General features: G+C 57.4%; 18 protein-coding genes. 15 read left to right on the top strand and 3 right to left on the bottom strand.

Going from position 1 to position 22,360, the window contains the following annotated elements; translation table 11 throughout:
• Nucleotides 1-67 precede the first annotated feature (67 nt).
• Nucleotides 68-2,335, top strand: coding sequence for a DEAD/DEAH box helicase (locus ACR3FF_RS04000; RefSeq protein ID WP_458186260.1), 2,268 nt, complete (start codon nucleotides 68-70; stop codon nucleotides 2,333-2,335).
• Nucleotides 2,336-2,416: 81 nt separating this feature from the next.
• Here ACR3FF_RS04000 and ACR3FF_RS03995 read toward each other — a convergent pair whose 3' ends face one another.
• Together ACR3FF_RS03995 and ACR3FF_RS03990 are read right to left on the bottom strand one after the other, a co-directional pair.
• Nucleotides 2,417-3,322, bottom strand: coding sequence for an immunoglobulin domain-containing family protein (locus ACR3FF_RS03995; RefSeq protein WP_458186258.1), 906 nt, complete (start codon nucleotides 3,320-3,322; stop codon nucleotides 2,417-2,419).
• A 381-nt stretch (nucleotides 3,323-3,703) separates the two neighbouring features.
• A complete protein-coding gene (locus ACR3FF_RS03990; protein ID WP_458186256.1) occupies nucleotides 3,704-3,949 on the bottom strand; it encodes a hypothetical protein in 246 nt (81 codons plus the stop codon).
• Nucleotides 3,950-4,024: 75 nt separating this feature from the next.
• On the opposite strand from ACR3FF_RS03990, the gene ACR3FF_RS03985 reads away from it, so the two are divergent.
• Together ACR3FF_RS03985 and ACR3FF_RS03980 are read left to right on the top strand one after the other, a co-directional pair.
• A complete protein-coding gene (locus ACR3FF_RS03985; RefSeq protein ID WP_458186254.1) occupies nucleotides 4,025-4,549 on the top strand; it encodes a hypothetical protein in 525 nt (174 codons plus the stop codon).
• 76 nt (nucleotides 4,550-4,625) lie between these two features.
• Nucleotides 4,626-5,519: a hypothetical protein gene (locus ACR3FF_RS03980; RefSeq protein ID WP_458186251.1), complete on the top strand. Its 894-nt coding sequence runs from the start codon at nucleotides 4,626-4,628 to the stop codon at nucleotides 5,517-5,519.
• Between the two features lie 194 nt (nucleotides 5,520-5,713).
• Here ACR3FF_RS03980 and ACR3FF_RS03975 read toward each other — a convergent pair whose 3' ends face one another.
• Nucleotides 5,714-6,601, bottom strand: coding sequence for a DUF8172 family protein (locus ACR3FF_RS03975; RefSeq protein WP_458186250.1), 888 nt, complete (start codon nucleotides 6,599-6,601; stop codon nucleotides 5,714-5,716).
• A 239-nt stretch (nucleotides 6,602-6,840) separates the two neighbouring features.
• On the opposite strand from ACR3FF_RS03975, the gene xseA reads away from it, so the two are divergent.
• The 12 genes from xseA to ACR3FF_RS03915 all read left to right on the top strand — a co-directional run bounded on the left by xseA (nucleotide 6,841) and on the right by ACR3FF_RS03915 (nucleotide 22,146).
• Nucleotides 6,841-7,887, top strand: a complete 1,047-nt coding sequence (gene xseA / locus ACR3FF_RS03970; RefSeq protein ID WP_458186248.1) for an exodeoxyribonuclease VII large subunit — start codon at nucleotides 6,841-6,843, stop codon at nucleotides 7,885-7,887.
• A 2-nt stretch (nucleotides 7,888-7,889) separates the two neighbouring features.
• Nucleotides 7,890-8,072: an exodeoxyribonuclease VII small subunit gene (locus ACR3FF_RS03965; RefSeq protein ID WP_458186246.1), complete on the top strand. Its 183-nt coding sequence runs from the start codon at nucleotides 7,890-7,892 to the stop codon at nucleotides 8,070-8,072.
• A 210-nt stretch (nucleotides 8,073-8,282) separates the two neighbouring features.
• Nucleotides 8,283-8,531: a hypothetical protein gene (locus ACR3FF_RS03960; RefSeq protein ID WP_008387891.1), complete on the top strand. Its 249-nt coding sequence runs from the start codon at nucleotides 8,283-8,285 to the stop codon at nucleotides 8,529-8,531.
• Nucleotides 8,532-8,537: 6 nt separating this feature from the next.
• Nucleotides 8,538-8,960 (top strand): DUF7985 family protein, encoded by a 423-nt coding sequence (locus ACR3FF_RS03955; protein WP_089699215.1) that lies wholly within the window; start codon nucleotides 8,538-8,540, stop codon nucleotides 8,958-8,960.
• A 30-nt stretch (nucleotides 8,961-8,990) separates the two neighbouring features.
• A complete protein-coding gene (locus ACR3FF_RS03950) occupies nucleotides 8,991-10,727 on the top strand; it encodes a DUF8186 domain-containing protein (protein ID WP_458186243.1) in 1,737 nt (578 codons plus the stop codon).
• A complete protein-coding gene (locus ACR3FF_RS03945; protein ID WP_458186242.1) occupies nucleotides 10,724-11,560 on the top strand; it encodes a hypothetical protein in 837 nt (278 codons plus the stop codon). Before ACR3FF_RS03950 ends, ACR3FF_RS03945 begins: the two co-directional genes overlap by 4 nt.
• 2 nt (nucleotides 11,561-11,562) lie before the next feature.
• Complete coding sequence (locus ACR3FF_RS03940; protein WP_136601533.1) at nucleotides 11,563-12,624, top strand: TrbL/VirB6 family protein; 1,062 nt, start codon at nucleotides 11,563-11,565, stop codon at nucleotides 12,622-12,624.
• A 6-nt stretch (nucleotides 12,625-12,630) separates the two neighbouring features.
• Complete coding sequence (locus tag ACR3FF_RS03935; RefSeq protein WP_458186239.1) at nucleotides 12,631-13,752, top strand: TraC-like domain-containing protein; 1,122 nt, start codon at nucleotides 12,631-12,633, stop codon at nucleotides 13,750-13,752.
• Nucleotides 13,745-15,952 (top strand): VirB4 family type IV secretion system protein, encoded by a 2,208-nt coding sequence (locus tag ACR3FF_RS03930; protein ID WP_458186237.1) that lies wholly within the window; start codon nucleotides 13,745-13,747, stop codon nucleotides 15,950-15,952. Before ACR3FF_RS03935 ends, ACR3FF_RS03930 begins: the two co-directional genes overlap by 8 nt.
• On the top strand, nucleotides 15,945-19,757 hold the full coding sequence (locus tag ACR3FF_RS03925) for an ATP-binding protein (RefSeq protein ID WP_458186236.1): 3,813 nt from the start codon (nucleotides 15,945-15,947) through the stop codon (nucleotides 19,755-19,757). The genes ACR3FF_RS03930 and ACR3FF_RS03925 overlap by 8 nt, the downstream gene beginning before the upstream one ends.
• Nucleotides 19,754-20,638 (top strand): bifunctional DNA primase/polymerase, encoded by an 885-nt coding sequence (locus ACR3FF_RS03920; protein WP_458186234.1) that lies wholly within the window; start codon nucleotides 19,754-19,756, stop codon nucleotides 20,636-20,638. The genes ACR3FF_RS03925 and ACR3FF_RS03920 overlap by 4 nt, the downstream gene beginning before the upstream one ends.
• The gene (locus ACR3FF_RS03915) at nucleotides 20,635-22,146 is read left to right on the top strand and encodes a primase-associated protein (protein WP_458186232.1); all 1,512 of its coding nucleotides are present in this window, start codon (nucleotides 20,635-20,637) and stop codon (nucleotides 22,144-22,146) included. The genes ACR3FF_RS03920 and ACR3FF_RS03915 overlap by 4 nt, the downstream gene beginning before the upstream one ends.
• Nucleotides 22,147-22,360 lie beyond the last annotated feature (214 nt).

Raw genomic sequence — 22,360 nt, 5'->3', positions numbered from 1 at the left:
GAGATAGTCGAGTTCTGTGGTTCATTGTTGCCTGTGATTTATATGGAAATGTCTCTTCTCCGTGATTATGGAGTCCTATCTAGATTCGGTTACCGAGTCATTTCTTGAGGGTGGCCACCAGATTTCCCAGTTGTCTCTTTCTTCTTCTTTGCTGGATTCTCAGGGCTCTTGGAGTCTTGAAGACCCAATCCCTCTTGGGGAGATAATTAATGCGTTTCGTGTTCAAAAAACGCTTGTTCAGCCGGCTGGGCAGGTCTTCGTTCCACTTCATGCAGAAGATTCAGCGGAACTCACTGGAGAATATCTAATTTACCGACGAGAGACTGATGAGACGCTTCTAGGTACTGACTCTGACCCGCATGAGCTTCACTTCCTAAACGCGGAAACAGGGGGTGACGACTTTCGAGAAGTTAGCGAAGCGGGTTCAACGTATCTGGCGTACCGTATGCGGTTTTGGTATTCGGAGTACAACCCAACTGATACGCCGTCATATCTCTCTTCTGAGTACTTCGATGACCGTCCACCTCAGCCACCGCGAGAAATTCCTGCCGCAAGTCCACTCTCGGAGGATGAATATGAGTCATTTATCGACACGACAGAGAAGTCCATGGCGAGTGAACTGAAGGCGGAGATGGAATCTGCGTGGAATGCTAGTCGTGGTAAATCAATCGAGAGATTGCAGCGTGAGCAAAACGGTGATGGAATTTCTTCTGCGGGATTCTCTCAGGCCACGGAGGACAGAATCTCCGTGTCTGCACCAGGTTCTGGAGCTTACCGACACCCAGTCGAATCAACCTATGGGATACATGAAGGGAATGTCGTTGCAGTGGCTACTAGGGATGGCTCAAATTTGCCAGTCGTTCCAGGAATCGTTACTAGTGTCGGGTTGAGCACTTTTGATGTCAAATTAGATTGGGACATGACATCTGAAGGGGAAAATCAACTTCAATCTGGAGCCACGGTTTCTGTCGCGATTCTTGACCGGAATATTGCGTTTGAGCGTGAGCGATCTGCGTTTAGAGAAATGGCTGATTCCCGTGACGGCAAGCGACTGTTGGCAGGAACGTATCCGCTCTCATTTGATGAACCCCTGTCTGTTTCACTGGAGACCTCGCTTGAGCTAAATCCATACCAGCGACGAGCAGCAATCAATGCTCTTCGGTCAGAGAATGCGTACTGCATTCATGGGCCCCCTGGTACAGGCAAGACTCGGACACTGACGGCTATAATCCAGTCTGCCGTTGAGTCACGGCACCGAGTTCTAGTCTGCGCCCACTCCAACCAAGCAGTTGACAATTTAATCGCAGGGGAGAGTAGTCCCGGGAACCCCGATACAGCATCCCTCCACGGAATAATTCAAGACGAGGGGTATCGGTTGGCACGCACCGGGCGACGAGACCAGATCACATCTCGGGTTGTTCATTCCCACTATGCGGATGAAGAGGTAGACCGGGCGCAGATTGTGGCAACAACAACGAATAGCGCAGACCGACTTGACTTTGACCGATTCGACTTCGTTGTAGTTGACGAAGCAACGCAAGCGAGTATCCCAGCAACCGCTGTCCCATTTAAGTTTGGGTCGAAGCTTGTTCTGGCTGGAGACCACAAGCAACTCCCACCGTATTATTCTGGGGAGAACGCTTCAGACGAGGCTTCCTATCCATCTTTGTTTGAGAACCTCTTGGATCGGTTCGGAGAGGAAGCGAAAACCACTCTCCGGCGGCAGTACCGGATGCACGAATCTATCGCGAACTTCTCTAATAACGAGTTCTATGATGGACTCCTGCTCCATGGTGAAGCGAATAAATCTGCAACCATCTCGGGCTTAGACCCGCTAGTCGGCATCAATATTGATGAACCAGAATCTGACCGAGGTAACTCGCGTGCGAATCCACACGAGGCGAGGGTCGTTATCGCTCAGGTTCAGAAAGCCTTGAACGCTGGAGTTGATCCAAGCAATGTCGGGGTGATTACCCCTTACACGGGGCAAAAAGACCTCGTAGAGAGACAGCTAGCATCAGAATTCATGGCCAGTCAAGCAGACGAGATCAAAGTTCAGACTATCGATTCCTTCCAGGGGGGCCAACGAGAGGTGATTATTGTGTCCTTCACTGTGAGCAACGACCAGAATAACTCTGGATTTCTGGCATTCCCGAATGAGGGCCCTCGACGTTTGAACGTTGCACTTACTCGGGCAAAGAAACGACTAGTTTTGATTGGGAACTGGGAGACTCTCTCATCATTCGCACCTCATCGAGATCCCGAAAACAGCTGTGCAGCGCTCTATAATCGTCTCTATGAGTATATTGACGACAATGGTGAAATGGTCGGGTAATCTCTCAAAAAAGACGGTCACGTCATTTTTTAGTATATCGAACTCCCTATCCTTGAAACACATCTCGTTGAATTGTGCATTTCAATCCTTTAATGCAGTTCGTAGCTCTGACCCTGGTGATCCAAAGATTTCGTCGAACTCATCGTGCTGCGTCTCCGCAAAAGTTCGGAGCTCTTCCTTGGACGTGATTCCGTATTCAAGAGCGAGATAGTCCTTTGTCGCTGCACCGATTCGGGGTAGTTGCGCGAGGTCGTCTTCGTATTCCAGCTGGTGGTTCTCTAACCATTCGTGAGCCTGTGTGAGCGCATCCTCAGGTGTGAGTTCATCTTCTGGCCCAGCCTCGATAGAGTAGCCCTTTCGATACCAAGCGGTTCGGCCGGCGTCTGGGGCGTTACACGAGACAGTCGTACTCCCGTCCGGTGCAGGGCTAACCGTGAGATTGAATCGCCCTGCAGAGACCCACCGGATACGGTTCGATGTTGACTCCACAAGTTCCCATCCTGTGAATGAGTCGCTGGGAGTGAGATTTGCAAGCGCTCCCGTGTTTCCGAACGAGCTGCCGGTCGAGAACCCATCGAGATGGTTCGTCGCAATACTGGAGACGACATCGCTGTCAACACCGGTCTCTTTGGCGATGTCCATCGGGTCTGCTGTTCCGAGAAAGTCCTCTACTGTGGTGTAGTCCGCATCGGCAAAGGCGACGAGCCGCTCGCGGTTCATGAGGTTCTCGTGATGGAGTCGATCGTCAATACCCGTCTCTGTAAGATGGTGGAGGTAGTCGCGAGCTGTCGAATCAGCAAACCGGATGTGACCTGTCTCTATCGTTCCATGTTCGAGCGCGTCAATGAGTGTCGAGAGCGAATACGATGTCGTGAAGAGGGCATTCCACTCCTCCTCGTCGCCATCGAACAGCTCGAGATCGGTTCCTGGTTTGAAGTAAGGTGGCAGGTGCGTCTCCGCAAATTTGAGCAGCGAAATAAGCGTCATTCTCAGTAATACCTGACAAACTAGTGGGTAAATAGGTACGTGTTGTTCGGAGAATTCACAGGCCCTGCACAGAGAAAAGATATTATTCTGTACTTTCACTCTCTATTCAAGAGATAGTCAATGCCGTTTCTGGCCCTACACCGTGGAGAGGAGGTGATTCCAAATCAGGTTCAGCGAGAAGACGCGCTTGAATGTCCGAAATGCGGCGATGCGTTGAAAATTCGCCGTTCCCATCATCGGTCTGGGTCGTTCGTGGCGCGGCATTTCTACCACGCCACAGAGGAAGAGACGGGCTGTGGAGGCGAATCACCGCCGCATCTGCGGATGAAGTCGATTGCGTACTCGAAGCTCACAACGGAGTATCCAGAAGCGACAATCGGGTTAGAGCAACCGCTCGGAGACCGTCGAGCGGATATCCTCGTTGAGTTCTCGGTCCCCCAGTTTCCCGAGGGTCGGGGAATCGGCGTTGAGGTTCAGCATCGTCACGAGAACAAGGATATTGAGGCAGTCACTGAGGAATACCTCGCCCAGGAGTACAGCATCCTGTGGCTTGACCAGGACGACTTCTCTGGCTTTGACGTCGACCTCTCCGGTATTCTCACGGTCTGGCCACATGGCGTCCAGCACGACTTCTCAGACGGGTATCATGGTATCATTCACTGGCTCCGTCAACCCAAGCCGGCGAATCCCTCGGTTGAGGTTGTGCTCCCGGCGGAGTATCTTGCCGAGATCAGTGGTCTTCTCCGTCGCTCGTGGGAGTATGGAAAGTTCGAGTATGGTGGAAAGTCAGACTGGAATGATCTGGGATTCTGGTGGTTGAGTGCATCGTATGACCCGTTCCAGAAATGGGTCAAGCTTGTCGAGACGCCGGACGGTCGTACAATGCTCCAGTTGGGGAAACAGGTACGCGAAACAGAGCATGTTCTCGCACCGGTTCAGACAAATCATGGACGAAACCGTGGAAAAGTCCATAGCTTGGCGTACGAGGTCGAGTCAGCCGAGGTCACGTCTCGTGGATGGCAGGACATTAAGAAGGTCTGGCTTGAGAGCGGTCTCCAGAATACATCCGTGCTGTTGAAACTCGTCGGGACGCCGAGTGGAGATCTGGCGCTGTCGCTGGGGAAGTTCAAGCAGCACAGTGATTCGAAGGAGTTCATCACAGTTTCGACCGAATACGAGCATAACCTGCAGGAGAGTCTCCACGAACTGGCGAACCTACTCGGCTGAGATGCACTAATGATTGGGGACGGGGCGCTCTTCGAGCGCGACTTTTGTTTAAGTAGAGGGATTAAGAGTCAGTAATATGGACGAACACGATTTCGAGATGGACGAGAGCGAATTGGAGGTCGGTCCTGCGCCGACGGAACCCGAGGCTCCGATGATTACTGACGACTACCAGATACGGCTCGCAGACGGCTGGACAGAGGAATCCTTTGAACGCGGGACGTACGGGTCGGAGGACACGCCCGGCGTCGAAGCACGGTTCACTGCAGCCGAGAACACCGAGATCCATATTGACCCGGTGGAGTACGAAGTAGTCGGGCGTCGACGACGTATCCAGGGACTCGAAGCTGACTTCGAGTCGCGTCTACACAGCGACGACGTCGCCGCCGAAGCGAATGAGGCAGGTGGACGAGTCTACGAGCCCTGTCTATTCGCAGTGCGTGCGTACTACGCGCCAATCAGCTCCCCAGAAATCTCGACGTACACGCTCACCACCGACGCAGACGACGCTATTGCAGCAGCCTGCTGGCTCTCGCATGCGACCGACCCAATGAGTCTCGGGCAGGCGATCGAGCGGGTAATCCAAGCACAATCGGGCGACGACCCCGACCACTACGGCATCGACTATCCGACTGACGAGGAACGCGTTGAGGATGTACTCGTTGCAGATCCGAATCGGTGTTTCTACTCCGGGAAAACAACCCGGAGCCATCTGCTTCGTCTTCCCTTCCGATACGCACCGCTTCTGGAGGAGTACCCGGAGAACGCCGAGGCATTGCCCGCAGTTCCACCACGAGTCGCCGGATTTGAGGTCGCGGTTTCGCATACCGAGTGGAGCGAACGGTCGCTCTCAGAGGGGGCGCTCGAAGCACCGATGGAGCGGGTGGAGGGAGGAGTTTACCAGCTACCAAGCCAAGTCGCAAAACAGGCCGACGGATTCCCAGTTGAGGCGACCGGATTCTCGCAGCGGTAGCTCCATCCAGTCATTAGACAGTCTGGTCATCTCCTCCGTAGTCATGATACAGCACTAGGTTTATACTGATCGGAGCGCTCCCTTCACGTATGAGCCTCGAAGAGACGGTTGATTACCTCGCTGAGGAACTTGACCTCGAGCGAAGTGCCCACGTCCGAGAGGTCGGTCAGTCGGTCGCAGAGCTTCGCGACTGATCAAAACAGGTCTCTGAAATCCCGTTCGACGAGCCCAGACTCCAGATAGTCGATGAACTCCTGTTTTGTCGGCCCCGTTTTCTTGAGGAGATCGTCTCGCTCTGCGCGCTGCAAGACTGCGCGAGCAAACTCTGTACAGTGATCTTCGTGCCGAGTGGCGTACGTCGACAGTGCGTCACGCCAGTGCATATCCAGCTCGAACTCGTCTAACTGAATCTGAATCCCGTCTTTTCGCTCCACAAGGTCGACGCCAAGCTCTTGCAGTTGCTTGAATCGAATGTTGTTCCGTCGAACGGTGATGAGGCGTTTCGAGTCGACGATGTAGGGATCAACCCACTCCTGCCAGGTTTCATCATCGAGGTGAGTGCGAGGCATCTCGAAATCTGGCTCCACACTCTCGATACAGAACTGCAGCATCGCAATCCCCGTCCGATGATTCGCATTCGGCAGCGAATGCCGGAGAATGAGATTTGACATCACCTCACCGGCGACCTGTGGGAGTGGTGCGCCCCACGAGACGTGGTCGAGTGCCTGCCGAATCTTCTGTGGTTCAAACTCCTTGTAGAGGCGGAACTCTTCTTCTTCTCTCACGTCTACAGCCGCTTCGAGCAATTCCACTAATCGAAACGCGACGACCTGCCCCTCACGGGGAAGCTCGGCGATTCGATCGCTGAGCCACTTCTGGTCGAAATCAATCTCGTTTGCGTCTTTGACCTCCGTGTCGCTCTCATAGAGGACGTAGACGGGGGTATCAAACGGATAGCCGATGAGCTTCGTCGCACCGTCCGAATCCTTACGACGGGAAAGAATCTCAGATTGAGAGGCCGAGCTATACTTCAGCGAGAAGTTTTCGGCTTGAGGATGGTGATAGTAGACGACACGAGCCATCTGTGCAGAGGGCTTGGTGATACGTGCTTAAATCAACTCGGCGTTCGCGCAATCAGGGCCCAGTGCTGCTCTGTCTTGGTATCACAGCTGTCTGAAAGATTGAGGGGTGCTTGGATTTGGAACTACAACTCGATTCAGACATAGATTCGCTTGAAAGTAGAGTTAGGGGACTTGGTGTCGCACTATCCTCAACGACTGTAGATATATAGTTGTGGAGAGTCAATCAAACGACGGATCAGATGGGAAGAACCTCCGAAGCCGACGCTGACGTGGTCGAACCCTCTAGAGATATCCTTTCTGTACAGCAGCTCAATCAGCGTATCTCAGATGTCGTAGATACATCCGAACCGCTCCAGGATGTCCGCTGTTATGGTGAGGTCACGAATCTCGGGGGGAGTAATGCAGCCCTCTACTTCACGCTCACCGACGGTACACACGAGCTTCCGTGTATGCTCTGGCGGAGCCGCTATCAGAACATGGACATCGAACTCGAGGATGGCCTCGAAGTCATCGTTCACGGTGACATCGATTACTGGGTCGAAGGTGGGAAACTCGACATCAAGCCGTGGCGGATCACAGTCGTCGGCGAGGGGGAACAGGCTGCCGCTCTCGAACGTCTCACATCTGAGCTCGAACAGCGCGGATGGTTCGATGACGAGCACAAGAAAGCCCCACCACGATTTCCGGATCGAGTCGGCGTCGTCACCTCTCTCCAAGGCGATGCCCGATACGACATTCAGGACTCGGTCTACGGTCGAAACCCCACGATTGACCTCGTGATGAAGGATGCGAGCGTCCAGGGACCGAACGCGCCGACGTCACTCGCAAACGGAATCCACCATCTTGACCGCAACCAGGACGTCGATTCCATCATCGTGGGTCGAGGAGGAGGCAGCGATACCGACCTAATGGCGTTCAACCACGAGTCAGTCGCAGAGGCCATCTTCACGTCTAACACCCCGGTTGTCGCCGCCGTCGGTCACGCAGAAGACCGGACGATAGCAGGTCGTGTTGCTGATCGAAACGCGATCACACCGACCGACGCCGGTGAGTACGTTACTGTAGACGTGGAGCAGTTCCTCTCTGGCGAGGTGGACAGATTAGAGCAAGAATTGGAAGCCGCCTACGAGTCGTTCAGGCGGGAGTTCGAACATGAAAAAGAACTGGAGCAAGCCGCTACGGAGGCGGGTGGGCCACCAGGTATGAGCCCGGTCTACTATAAGGCAATCATCGCGGTCCTCGTCGTGCTCCTGCTGATCGTGGTTGGATTGTGGCTGTTCACGTAACCATGGCTAAAGACACAGAAATCTCGGAGAACGTCGAGCAAATCAACACACTCATCGAGCAGCTAAAATCCGGTGACCATTCGAAGTCCACCGGGGAGGAACTCTTCCAGGAGGGACAGGGCCGGCTTGCGAAGCTCCGCGAACTCGTCAACGATGGGGATGGCGAGATCATCGAGCTGGACTGACGGACCTGCTCTGGATGACTTAACCAACGTGGGACGGTACTTCACCAACCTTGTTGGTTAAGACGTGTTCGATGCTGTCCCCCAGCCAAAACCTCCTAATTGATTTCTAGCTTAGTAACACTCGCAATATCCAGAAAATATTTATTTCTCATCCAAATACTCGGTCAATATGTACCACTACTCCGTTGGTGCATACCCATACTCGCACGTATGATAACCCGGTCAGTCACCATCGAAGACATCGATGACCTGTACCTGATGTGGAACGACCACATCAACGCCTCCGCCCTCTATCGCCGCGCTCTCCGGGAGGAAATGGAAGTCCGCGATGTCGACCCCGACGACCTCCGAAACCTCCTCGAACGGGCCCGCGAGCAGGGCTACACGAAAGAAGAAATCGCCGACGAGACCAACCGGTACGCCGATCTGAAGGCACTCGTCGAAGACGCAGAGGAATAACCCGCTATGACACAGGACAGTACAACCTCCGAGACGTCTGAGAATCGTACTGACAATCAGTCCACGGTAGTGAGCAAGGTCCCCAGACAAGCCGTTCTCACCGTCGCACTGTTGACCCTGTTCGCTGTCCAACCCGCCGCAGCACAGACCAGCGCGGTCTGTAGTGCGGATAACCTCCCCAGCATGATTGAGGGGTTCTTCCAGCTCACCACTGGACTCGGCATCGTCGGCCTTGCCGTGGTCTGGCAGGCTGACTCCCTCATCGAGATGTTCACCCTCAACCCCGAGCAGAAGAAGGGACTCAAGCGCCACAAGCGCTCTGCGATGAAGTCTGCCGTCGTCCTCGTCGTCCTCGGCCCGTTGTACACGGTTGCCGGGTCGATGATGGGCCTCCCGCTGGCGCAGTGTGTTGACCTCGTCCCCTGGTAAGCCACTCCACTACCCCGTCTCGAGCCCCCCATGGAACAACGAGAGCTCTCCGTGCTCATGGCCGTCCTGTTCGTGACGAGTCTAGTCACGGGTATCGTCACGGCAAGCCCACCACGGCCGGGTACGGAAGGAAATGGGCTCTCTGAGAACGAATCTGCGACCCTCTGGTCTCGCGATGCGGATAACTACATCAGTCAAGAGGAGTACCGCCAGCGCTACGGTGACGAGCGGACCGCCATCCACCAGCTCGCGAATGGCACGGATATAACGTTCAAGCAGCCGCCCGCGACTGCCGCAACCTGGACCCGAAACGATTTCGAGGACCTCGACGCCGGTGACTCGGATACGTCCGTTCATCCGCCCCACGCATCGCTCGAAGATGGCGTGTTCATCGCGGATGCCCATGCAACCGTATTCGCTGTTCAGCCGTCGACGCGGGGCCACCTCGAGTCCGGCGAAACCCCGCTCTACATCGCACCGAATGGGACGATGCGCGGGTTCGTCGATTACCGCGTCCGTGTTCCAAACGGGAGTTCCTCGGGGAACAGGACTGTCGAGTGGTCGCTTACGAACCACGAGATCGAGGAAGTTCGGCTGCAGGAAGACGGGGAAACCATCGCGAGGACCGATGGGTCGCACACGCCGGCCATCGACTACCAGATCGACGACGACTGGAGTGCAACCCTCACGCTTGAAGCAGAGATCCACGTCCGGCTGAAGAAGACGATACGGACTAACGTGGGGAACAGCACCGACGTCGACGTCGTCTACCGTGAGGAGACGCGAAACGTCTCGGACTCGATCGACGTCGAGATCTACGACCTCTCTGCGTACCCCTACTACGCGGAGTACCCCAACGGCGATGCTGGCGTTGCCATCTTCCAGTCTCGGCCGTGGCAAGGCTACACGCTCACCGACGAGGGGAACGCGAGCGTACGCGGTATCTGGCGATTCTACACCGCCCGAAACACCAACTGGGACACGCTCGTCAGGTCGAACCGAACCGACAGCGCCGAAGTCGAATCCGATGCGATCCCCGTGTACGTCCACGCGTATCCGTCCCGAATCGGACCGCGTGCGGAACCCGTTCGCGACGGCCCGGAAATCATCGACACCTGGGGCACGGAACGTCCCTCTCCGCTGGGGACCATCGGCGAGAACGTCAACATCGAGGTCGTCAACCAGTCCTACGAGACGACGTACGGTGTCGCCGTCCGTGCCGAGAACGTCGACAGAGAGGCACTCCACGTCGCGGGCATCGTCCGCGGTGTGAACGCATCTATCGTCGAGCCCGACGCCGGTTCCGAGCGACAGCTTCGCCGCAGTAACCTCACGGTGGAGGTTCTTCAACAAAACCAGTCACAGGCGACACTCCGGATCGAACTGCGTGACAACCAGACTGGCGCACCGATCGTCCTCAACGACAGCGCCCGCCGGTATCCCATCGGGGGTAGCCCACGTGATGGCTACATCACCATCGCCAACCGGGAGGTCGAGACCAACGTCTCTGGCGTAGCCATCGTGACGATTACTGAACCCGGCATCTACACCGCCCGATATCATCCGGGATCGTGGCTCGGACACAACCCGGCTTACGTGAGTGATACGGCGACCGCCCGGTGGCATCCACTCGGAACCATCGACGGCTGGTTCGCATTCATCTTCGAGGTCGGCTGGCAGTTCATCCCCTTCTTCGTGATGTTCTACGCTGGACGCCGTCTTCTCCGAATGCTTGGCCCAGAAGACATCTTCCAACAAGATCCATGACCAGAAACCATCCACACATCAGTCGACGAAACGCCCTCCGAACAGTTGCAGGCGCGGCGCTTGCGAGCGTGGCTGGCTGTCTGAACGACGGTGGAAGCTCCGGAACTCCCAGTGACGGGACAGCCGCTACAAACAGCCAGGGGCCGCTCACGCGAGTCGCCGTCGAGGGCACGACGCTCGTCGTCGAGCTCTCGGCAGAAGCCGACATCGACCAAGTCAACCTCATCCAGCCGAACGGAGAGCTGTTCGGAAAGCGTGACGTGGCTGCAGGGGCCCAGCAGGTCTCATTCGAGATCGGAACCGCATACGAGCCCGGCGAGTACCGCGTGGTCGCACTGAAAGGGGAGGAGACAGTCGCTGAAAGCACGACAGATATCGAACCGGAAATCCTGATTCAGGACGTTGGACTCTACCGAAACAATCCCGACAAACCGTGGGATGAAATCTACGGAGACACAGAGACAGACCGGTTGAAGAACGGCGAAGCGTTCGTTACCGTATCAAACGCTGGCACAGGCCCAGATGCGATTGTTGAGCTCGTGTTCTCTGGAGATGTTCCGAACCCCATCGAAGATCCCCGGGGAAGCGGGATGTACGAAACAGAGCAAGTGGTTGTTGCCCCTGGAGAGACAGTAGATCTCTTCAGCAATTCGTTCCCCTTTGGCTCAGAGTCTGAGAAAGGAATGGGGTGTTCGCCTGACGGAAATAGCGGACAATTCACCGTTCTCGTTGAGACAAGGGTCAACGGGAATGAGATTACGAAAGCGTTCGATGTGGAGTACTCTGGATCTGAGGAGATGAGTGATTGTGAGGTCGCAATCACGGAGGCCTGACGATGGTTGACTTGATCGACGTCGTACTGGAAGGGTTCAAAGACGTCGTTGAGTGGGTTATCGGTCTCTTCATGGACGGACTCCGGTCAGGGTATCAGACCCTGACTGAGGCGATGTTTGGTACACCAACGCCACAGACTGATGGAACGTTCATCTTCGGTGACCCAAGCAATGCACCGTGGCCAGCGATTCAGGATGGACTCGTTGGTGGCGAGATCATGCTCATTGCTCTACTCCTGCTCGTAATGAGCGTACAGGGCCGCCATACCATTCGAATATTCAACGTGGGCAGTGCCTACGAAGCCCGAAAGACCAAGAAAACTGCATGGGTCGGTGCTTTCCTTATCATCACATGGTACTGGATCGGCGCTCTCACCCTGTACCTTGTAGATGGGTTCACCATTGCCCTAATGCCCGATCTCTCCTCGGTATCTGCAGCGATGCTACGGTTCTTAGGCGTCTCTATTACCAATCCAGGTCTGGGGCTATTATTCGCCCTCTCTGGTGGTATCTCGATGTGGGCTTTGGAAGCCCTCTTCTACATTCGCAAGATCCTGCTCTACGTCTACCTGTACGGAATGCCGATTGCGTTTGCGCTAGCCTATGGAAATATACCCGTCATTTCTGATATCGCGATGGGTTTCGCCAAGCGATTTGTTCCTTTGGCTGTCCTGCCACTTCCAGCAGCAATGGTACTCAAAGGATACGACCTCATCTATGCTGGTGGCTCGCTAACGCCGGGTACCGCGTTTCTAAAGTACCTTGTTGCTGCGTCTCTCCCGCTCGTCGCACTCTATGTGACCTGGAAGACGTTCAAGTACGCGACTCCGCTGACTGCAAAGGTCGTCGGAGGCGCGACGAAAGGGGCGGCACTCATCGGTGGAGTCGCAGCGGGTGCGTACGTCGGTGGCGCTGGCGTCGCGACGACCGCGGCCCGTTGGGGACCAAAGGCAGCTGCTGGTCACGCTGTCGCGCAGAAAGCCGCAGCTCGAGGAGAGAGTAGTGACGAAGAGAACAGTACGCCGTCGTACCGGCGGACCGAGAACGACCCTGGAATCTACTAAGCACCCATGTCGATGGATCAAGACGCAGCCGCACGGCGCATCATGGACCAGTTTGGCGAAGAGAGTCGTATCCCCTACCTCAACATCGAGGAGGGAGACGTCGGCGTGCTCATCGCCTTCCCGATTATTGGGCTGTTCGTCGCTGGTCTCACCGGAATCGAATCGCTCGCCCTCCCGTTCGTCGCAGGAGGATTCGGGTTTGGCGTTGCCGTCATCTACGTCTCTCCCGACCACCTGAACGCGTGGACGTGGACGAAGGACGTCTATCGCTACGCCAAACGTCCGCGAGTCACGTTCAGTGCTCCAGAAGAACCCGATACTACCACGAACGAGACAGAGCGAAACGAGGGCGGGCTTGCGAACTACACGCCGTTCAAACCAGATGAGCGAACGCAGAACCTCACAAACGTCAAGCGGGCGTGGCCCGGTGCTGGAGCGATTCAACGGGCAGACGGAACGATGGAAGCGTTCATCGAGATCGACCCGGGGAATATGGACTTCGCCATGTCCGACGACTGGGCACAGCTCCAGGAGGCCGGGGAAGAGTTCGCCAACAAGGAACTCGACTCGAAGCTCAAGCTCCACGCGACAACCCGGTCATTTCCGGTGGAGCAAATCACCCAAACGATTGAGGAGCGGCTCAACGACGAGGACGTCAAGCAGAACCCGATCTTCCGGGAACTCCTCGAGGAGTACCGCGAGACGCGGCCCAAGGAGATGCGTGATCGTGGCATCCAGCAGGTCCGCTACTACATCGGCGTCGAGGTCACGCCCCTCGAAGTCTACGACAGATACCGAGACGAAGGCACACCTGCAGAGAAACTGACGCAGTTCCCTGTCATCGGGTTCCTGTTCAATCCGTTCGTGACGCGGCGTGAGGATCTGACGGATGTCGAGCGTCGGGCACAGATGTTCGAGAAGCTGGACAGCCGCGTCAACGACGTTCGCGCCGAGTTCATCCAGCAGGCATCCGGCTGGTCTGCTCGTCGGCTCAGTACGGTCGAGCTGTTCGTCCTGAACATGGACTTCTGGAACGGGAGAGAGCACGACTACGACGAAGCAGAGCGTGTTGTTCGCGAGCAACCGATTATCGGCCACTCGCGCCGGGAGGATGAGATCAATGCGTGACGTCGTCCTACAGGCGGGTGGCGGGCCCCTCGCCCAGCTCACAGAGTGGCTGCTGAACCCAACGTCACCCGAAGGTGCGGCGATTTACCTCCTGTTGGTTGTGGTCCTCGGAGTCGTCGGGAAACTCCTCTGGGACCGCCACACCGCCGACGACGAGCCCGAAGTCGACTTCTCGGACGTCCTCGACGAGGAGACGCTCGAAGAGGGACAGGTAGAGGGACAGCTCCTCGACGATATCTCCGAGTCTCACAAGACGGTGACCGCGCCGGCAGCCATCGAGTGGGAGACACGAGCCGCTCGGGTTGGCGAGCAGTGGACGACGACGCTGTACATCGCTGACTACGCCGATTACCCGAACGACGGGTATCTGAGCGACCTGTTCGAGTTGACCGACGTCGAGTTCGACCTCACAGCGCACATCACCCCGAAGAACCAGCAGCGTGCGCGGAATGAACTGCAGGACATCGCTGACGACCTCCAGGTCGACGCCGATCTGGAACAGAGTGTCCGCAGTGCGTACCTCCAGGAGCGCGCAAACGAGGCCGCTGCGACGTACAAGGCCGTCGAGAGTGGCGCGAACGTCTTCGACCAGGGGATGTTCGTCACGGTTCGCGCCGACGACAAGGACGACCTCAGGGACTCAGTCCAGAAGGTCAAAAGTGCGCTCCGCGACGACCCCGCAAACCTCACGCCGAAGACTGCGATCTGTCGGCAGGACCTCGCGCTGCAGTCGGCCGCTCCCATCGGAGACAACGTATTCGGGCGCGAGTCAATCGCCCTCGGTGGAGCCGTCGGCGCACTCCTTTCGTCGCCGCATAACGCAACCATCCTCGAAGAGGGGGGAGTCGAGTTCGGTATCCACAAGGACAACCAGAGTCCCGTCGTCATCGACCCGTTCGCCCGTGACAACGGGTACGCGATGTTCACCGTCGGCGATACTGGGTCTGGGAAGTCGTTCGGCTCAAAGCAGAACTTCATCCGCTCTATCGAGCAGAGCAAGGACCGCATCGGTATCATCCTCGAACCGCTCAACAACTGGGCGGGCGTCTCCGAAGCACTCGGAGCGAAACGCATCACCGTCGGTGGGACACTCGGGCTGAATCCCCTTGAGATTCGCCAGACGCCCGACCACGTCCAGCGAGCGATGGGCGAGGACGCGAGCCCGTTCAACGAGAAGCTTGACGACGCCATGAGCTTCCTGACGAACTTCTTCGCACTGCGCGGTATCTCACTCGGTGACCGCCGGACAACGCTCGAACTCGGCCTCAAACGCGCCTACAAGCGCAACGACATCACCGACGATATCTCGACGCACAGCAATCCCAGTCCGACCATTCGAGACATGATGGACGTCTTCGAAGACATGGTCGACGACCCAGAGTCGTTCGTGGTTCGGTCCGACGAGGAGGCCGGGAAGATCCGCGAAGACGCGACGTGGCTTCTCGACCAGCTTCGCCCCTTCGAGGAGGAGGGTCGCCACGCCAATCTCGGGAAGTCCTCGGAGTTCGACATCCGTGACGAGAAGGTCATCTACCTCGACCTTGCACAACAGGAGGGCAGCGTCGACAGCAGCACGGCGCTGACGATGCAGTTGCTCATCTCGCTCGTGTACGAGCGGGCGAAGGAGACGGACAAGGAGGTCGTGTTCGTCATCGACGAGGCCCGGTACATCATGCAGGACGCCGCGAGTCTGGCGTTCCTCGAGACGGTGTTCCGCCATCACCGCCACCACGATCTCTCGATTCGTCTCGTCACGCAGACCGTCGACGAGTTCTTCGAACACGCTGAATCCGAGGCCATCCTCGATCAGTGTGCCGTCAAGCAGTTCCATCGCCTGGACGGGATGGACGACCAGTGGGCCGACGAGTTCGGGCTGAATTACGCCCAGATGCGCTACGTGCAGGACGCGGTCCCCGGTAACGAGGACGCAGGCTTCTCCGAGGCGCTCGTCGGCGTCGACGGCGAGTGGCGTGGCATCAAGGTCGAGGCGATGCCCAAGGAGAAGCAAGTCATCGACTTCGACCCGACGACTCAGACGCGGGAGTCACTCCCCGGCGCTGGCGAGGAGGCAGTCGATACGGACGTACAGCAGTTCCGTGAGGAGCTGGAACAGCAGGCCACGAACGGACAGTCGAAAGAAGCCGAACCCGCCTCTGCGAAACCAGATGGCGGGGCGATGGAGGGGGAGGACGATGCGTGAATATCTCCGAGTTACGCCAACGTCTGAAGAGCTTGACCCCGAGGGAATCCCTCGAGTCCTCGAAAGCCTGCACAAACTGACGACGGCAGAGACGACGGGATTCGCGCAGAAGCTGAACCCGCTCCACAGTAAGACACCGCCGAGGTTCGAGTTTCTCGCATTAAGTGAGGGAGCGGACGACCCTGTCGAGTTCTTCTACGGTGTCGACGAGCATCGCGATACACTGGAAAAACGGCTCCGTTCGATCTACCCCGAAACGTTCGACATCGAGCGTGTCGACGTCGACGTGGCCGCTCGGCTCATCCAACCAGTCGAGTTCACACGAGCCGAGTTCATCGAATACTACGAAGCGGGGCATCTGCAGTACGAATTCAGCCCCGACGAGCAGTACGAACTTGACAGTGAGGACTGTGACCAAGACCAAGCGGCGGCGACTGAAGCCTCCCCGTTTGCAGATGGAGGTGCCACACTCGATGCATCCCCCGGTCATTTCGTCGAGGTCGGTGAGACCGCCCTCAAACTCGCACCACCGAGTACAATCCCGGACGAGAAGCCACTGACGACGCTCGAAAAGCCAACCGAGACTGCGGAGGGAACGATTCTCGCTCGGCCCACCATCGACGCCATCTCGCCAGTTGGCGTGCGCTGGTCCGGTTCAGCCGCCCGGAAGAAAGACTGGATGACGTCGTTGACGCCCTTCGCCGCTGGCGATGGCGACGACGGGTTAGTGGCTGTCGACCAGCCCGGTGCGACACTGGCATCGCTCGTTGATCACCTGATGGAGGCAGCCTCACCCGTGGCGTTTCAGGTCGTGTTCCAGCGACGGGCGAGCTGGCAGTCCGACGCAGAGGTCAGAAAAGAGGATCTCGTCGACGGACGGGATACCTTCTTCCAGGAGGTCGTGGGCTCTTTCCTCGAGGTCGAAGACCAGCGGAGCGATCACGACGAGAAACAGCTCAGCGAGTCAGTCGCCAAGCGCATCGAGTACATCGACGCGAAGAATCCCAAGCGGTCGTACACTGCTAACATCAGGGCAATCGGTGTTCCGACCGACGACGAATCGCACGACGAACTCGCGGCCCAGATGAACTCACTTCGTCCCGTGTTCGACCCGGTTGACGGCCCCTATTACGAAGTTCAGGGAGAACGACTCCGTGCTGGTGGCTTCCGAGAAAAGACGAAGGCGAAGAACGCCCGGACTGCCCTTCAGCAGTTACTTGATCGAGAGATTACGACCGGGAGAGGCAAGACCCGGCCTGATTTCGTCCTCAGTGGAACGGAACTCGCGAATTTCGTCTTGGTTCCTTCCTCCAAGCAACTCACAGTAGAAGGGACACGCGGAACCCGCGCTGAACAGCAAAGCCGGAACCCGCTTCCGTGGCCCAATCCGGACCTGGTTCAACAGTTTCAGGAGGGGATGGCGATTGGGTATGCGCTCGATGAGAACGGAGCTCCCCAACCAGACCCGATTCGGATTCCGCCCAAGCTCTTGACGACGCACTACGGCCGGTTCGCATCGACCGGCGGCGGGAAATCGAAGGCAATCATCAACGACGCGCTGTCCCTCCGTGAGACAACTGGCGGCCCCGTCGTGGTCGTCGATCCGAAAGGCGACGGGATGTGTGCCAACTACCTTCGCTGCCACTACGACCGCTTCAACGGGTTGGACGACGTCTACCAGTTCCGCGTCCCGGAGACTGTCCCCGCGTTCTCCTTCTTCGACATCCGGCCCGCGCTCGAAGCCGGGCGAAACCGCGAGGACGCCATTCAGGACAAGGTCGACCACTTCCACGACATCCTGCGGATGATTATGGGCCGTGAGCAGTACGGGCAGGCGTTCGTCGCGAACGAGATCCTCAGCTACCTCATCAAGGCCCTCTTCGACGAGGAGTACGGGAGCGACGTCTTCGGGCTGGACGATCTCTTCGCGGCAGCCCTCCGGATGCAGCGAGAGCGGACTGTCCCGCCGGTTTCAGCAGACAACAGGAACGTCGAGGAGTCGCTCACACGGCACTTCGCGAAGGACGACCACCGGTTTCAGGTGTCGATGGACGCCGTCGGGAACCGCCTCGATAAGCTCAGAGAGGACGCACACCTGCGACGGATCTTCAGCCACGTTCCGGAGCAGGACGAGACCGGAGAGTACGTTGACAACCGATTCGACTTCCGCGAGTTCCTCGACGAAGACGCCACGATCCTGTTCGACTTGGGAGATCTCCGTCCGGAGGCACAGCGAGCGATCACACTCCTCCTGTTGAGTAACCTCTGGGACGCAGTGCAGGTGCGTCGACGTGACGGGAACACGGACTACGATAACCTTACCAACCTCATCATCGAGGAGGCGGCCCCCGTCGCATCAACGAAACTCGTTTCCGAGCAGTTGCTTCCACAGGGGCGGTCGTTCGGCCTGAGCATGGGACTGGTGATGCAGTTCCCCGGGCAGGTCCGAAATCGGAGCGAACGCGCCTACGACGAGGTCCTCAACAACATCAAGACGAAGCTCATCGGGAACATCTCCATCGAGCGCGACCTCGCTGAATCGCTGGCCCACGAAGACTTGAGCCCGACCGACCTCAGAAATCGGATCAACACACTCCCCAGCGGAGAGTGGATCGCACAACTGCCGAGTCCGTCATTCGGGGAGACGGGGCCAGCCCCGTTCTCGGTGAAGCCGCTCCCGATAGCAGCCGGCCATCCAGAGAGCGACGAGCCGCTCTCTGTCGAACAGGAGGACCACTTCGAGACCGTGGCCCTCCCACGGCTTTCGGAGCGAACACAGGCCCAGTATGGGCTTGCTGAGACCACCGAATCGGAGACAGCCGAAGACGAGGGCTGGGGAAGTAGACCGAACGACGAAGGTTCGACATCCGCAGACTCGACTAGCCCTACGGACTCGGCGCAGTCGTCGTTCATCGGACAGGCAACCAGTGGTTCGGCGGCCGCTGAAGAGGAGGAAGAAAGAGACGCGGACACCACCTCGCTATTTGCAGATTCCGGGGCAACTGAGCCGGAAGAACCAGTCAGTGAAGAAGCGGAGACACCTGTCGAAGAGAATGGGTCGTCACCAGTACAGGCAGGTGGTGTAACCGTTCCAGATGACGAACTCCAGCGGCGCGGACTCACGCACGACGACGTCCGATTCCTAACCCGCATTCTCGACGTGATGAATGGTGACGCACCAAATCACAGACTCTTGGATTCAATGAGTTCGTTCAAGAGCGACTTTGAGGATCTGGACGTGCAACGGCTCGTCGAGCAAGACCTGCTGGAGGAAGGACGAGCGTGTGGTCGGAAGTACTACACTGTCCTCCCGGCAGGGCGTGAACTCCTCGGTCAGAAGCTCAAGGTCGGTCCTGGTCAGGGAGATGTCGGTGAGAAGACGCCGCACAAGGTCGGTGTGAAGCTGCTCGAACTGTGGTTAGACTCCCGCGACGACGTCGCACAGGTCGAGCCGTACTACGAGTACGATGAAGAGACGGTGTTCGACGTTGTCGGTCTCGATGCTGACGGGGAACTCGTGTGGGTCGGTGAAGCCGAACTCGCGAGTAACAACAAACACGCGCCGGTCGACGACTACGACAAGCAGAACACGGTGGACGCGAACGCTGTCTGGGCGTTCAACAGACGCGAGACGGCCGTCGAGGTGTTGGACCGTCTCGCAGAGGCCGACCGGATAGAAAGCAGCGTGAGCGGGCGTGCAGCCCGCTCGTTCTCGGACATTCGAGAGGCCGTTGAATCGTTCGATGCGGCTGGGCTGACGACGATTCGGAGCTTCAACAAACTCGACCTGGAGTTCAACACATGACGTGGCGCCACGCAACCCGCGAAGAGATCTATAGGTACTACACGGAGGAGTTCCCCTCGTACGTCGACGAACTCCCGTCGTTCATCACCGCGAAGGGGCCGAAACAGTACGCACTCGCGTTTCAGGAGCCCCACCCGGTACGGAAAGACGGAGTCCCAGACAAGGACTTCATCCGTCGAGATACGTGGCAGACGAACGTCTCAGGCGACCGAACCACGGCAGCGTTCCACGACTTCGACGACGTCCTCGAGTTCATCTGCCATCCAGCGCGGAACGATCCACTTGGGCGGAGCGACTTCGCACTCGCCGATCCTGATCTGCTCGACAAACCAGACCCGCGTCCTGATGCGGTCTACTACGCTCTCGATCACTGGGAACGACCGTGGGTGCTCCTCGTCGATATCGACGCGAAAACGATAGCCCGAGAGCGAGCAACACGAGCGGTCTCGGATGAGGATGCTACGGAAGACAGCGAAGAACTGCTCGATTCCGCGGGTATTCTCGAGGCAGACCCGGCAGGCTACCCATATGCCTTCGAGGATATCGAACGGGCCATCGAGTACGGCTTTGAGGTGCGAGATATTTTCGAGGACGACTTCAACGCCGAGGAGACGATGGTAGTGTACAGCGGCCAGGGCGTTCACGTCTACCTCCTTGACAGTGATCCAGCCCATCGGTACGATGCCAAGAGTCGGGAAGTACTGAACGACCTTCTGCAAGTCACCTACGAGATTCCCATCGACCCAGTGGTTACCGCCGATCGGCGTCGGGTCGCCCGGCTCCCCTACTCGTTGCACGCTGACGTCTGTAGTATCGTCACGCCCATCGAGAGCCCGAACTTCGACGTCCGGTCTGCGACACCGGAGGTGGTTAAGGAATGACTCAGTCGACGCCTGTCGAGGACGAGCGTGCCGCCTATCGCGTTGCGACGCTCCCGCTCGAATATGGGACGACCCGCATCAACCAGCTGTTCACGCGGGGCTACAATCGCTACATCGTCGACGGCGAAGACCAACCGGAAGATCTGTTGAATGATCTCGAGCGATTCGGGACGGCGGCGTTCAAAGAAGATGTCAGGGCCAACGCCGCAGAGAAACCCTTCGTCGACGAGCCCGGAACGCTCGCCGTTCTTGCGACGTTGAGCGCTATCTGCGTCAAGGCACACCCGAAGTTCGAACACGCCCCACCGCGAACGGTGCAGGTCCTCTACGATATTCGCGAGCTCTACGTCAACAACCTCGCCTCTCTCCTTCAAGAATTCGGTGATGGGAGTCTCCAACAGGATATCGCAGAGGTGCTGTACGCGAAAGACCCCGGAGAGGACGGACCACACCCCGGTCGCGTTTGTACAGGGATCAAAGAGATGCCCGAGTTCGGGGACGGGTTGTATCTCGAAATCCCGATGGCTGCAGCATCGAGGAAGTGCCTTGTTCACGCCGAAACTGAGACCGGAGAAGCCGGGGAACTGCTCACTCGCGTCGAGAACAACTGCCTCTATGTGCCCGTCGGTGATTTCGACACGAAGTATCGCGAGTACGCCAGACGTGCGTTCAAGAAGCTCTTGCGGGTCCAGGAGGAGAACCTCTCTGAAGACCAGCTGACGTGGCTAACGACGAATGAGTCGGCCATCACGGAGCGTATCGACCGCTTCATCGAGACGGGACACCACGAACGGATCTGGCGAGACTGGAACCCCGGTGAACGGACCATCCGTGTACTCCGGGATGCGATTCGAGACGCTCCAGACGAGGTCGTCTCACTGGGGGAGTTCCACTCGGCGAAGGAGCTGTTTGAGGCAGTGGAGGCGTACGATCCGGAAGCGGGCTGGAAGCGAGACGTGTGTAATCGCATCTCGAGTCCTCGGAGTCTCGGGAACCTTCTCGCATCCCAGCGTGACCACCGGAGCTTGACCATTCGGGAGCACGGAAATACGAACCACTATCGGATTCAGGAGTCTTCGCGTGGCGTCCAGCCCCTCACTGTAGAGTCAATCGAAGACCTGTTCGAACTCCCCTGTATGGCGAATATGGCCGAACGTCTCCACGAGAAGAAACCAGTCCGAAAGGACCTGTACAACTTCGCCCGGATGGTGATGTGGCTTCCCCAGTACCGAGATAGCGACCTCGAGACGATTGTCGCAGACCTCAAGGACGTCTTCTCGCGATGGCCTTGGTACGACGAACAAGTCACCGATTACCAGATTCGCTACGAGTTCTCGAACACCATTGGAGGCGACACCCCGCTTCCGATGAACTGTGACAACGACGATATGCAGCGGTACTGCATCGGCCAGGAGCAGTGCCCATACTCAATCTGGGGAAGCCTTCCCTTCCCAGATGAGATGTATAATCAGCTAGATGGAACAGGGTCTACGGGAGGAGAATTCTAGGTTTGAGCATCGGTACTCCCGTCCAGGGCGAGGTATCTCTGGCGTTTAGTTTGGCGATTAGTTGTAGAACCTACCAAACGATCTATATTTCTCTGAGAGAAGTGCGCAACCCTGTCTAAAATCCCGTCATGCACTTTTCAGAGCCTGTATCGTCTGATTTCGAGAGTGACGGGGAGATCATCTGCAGAGGCATCAATCGAGCCATCAATTTCCT

The sequence above is a fragment of the Haladaptatus ordinarius genome, from assembly GCF_054177595.1.
Note: the sequence above shows the minus strand (reverse complement) of the source record. Positions and strands in the feature narration are given on the sequence as shown.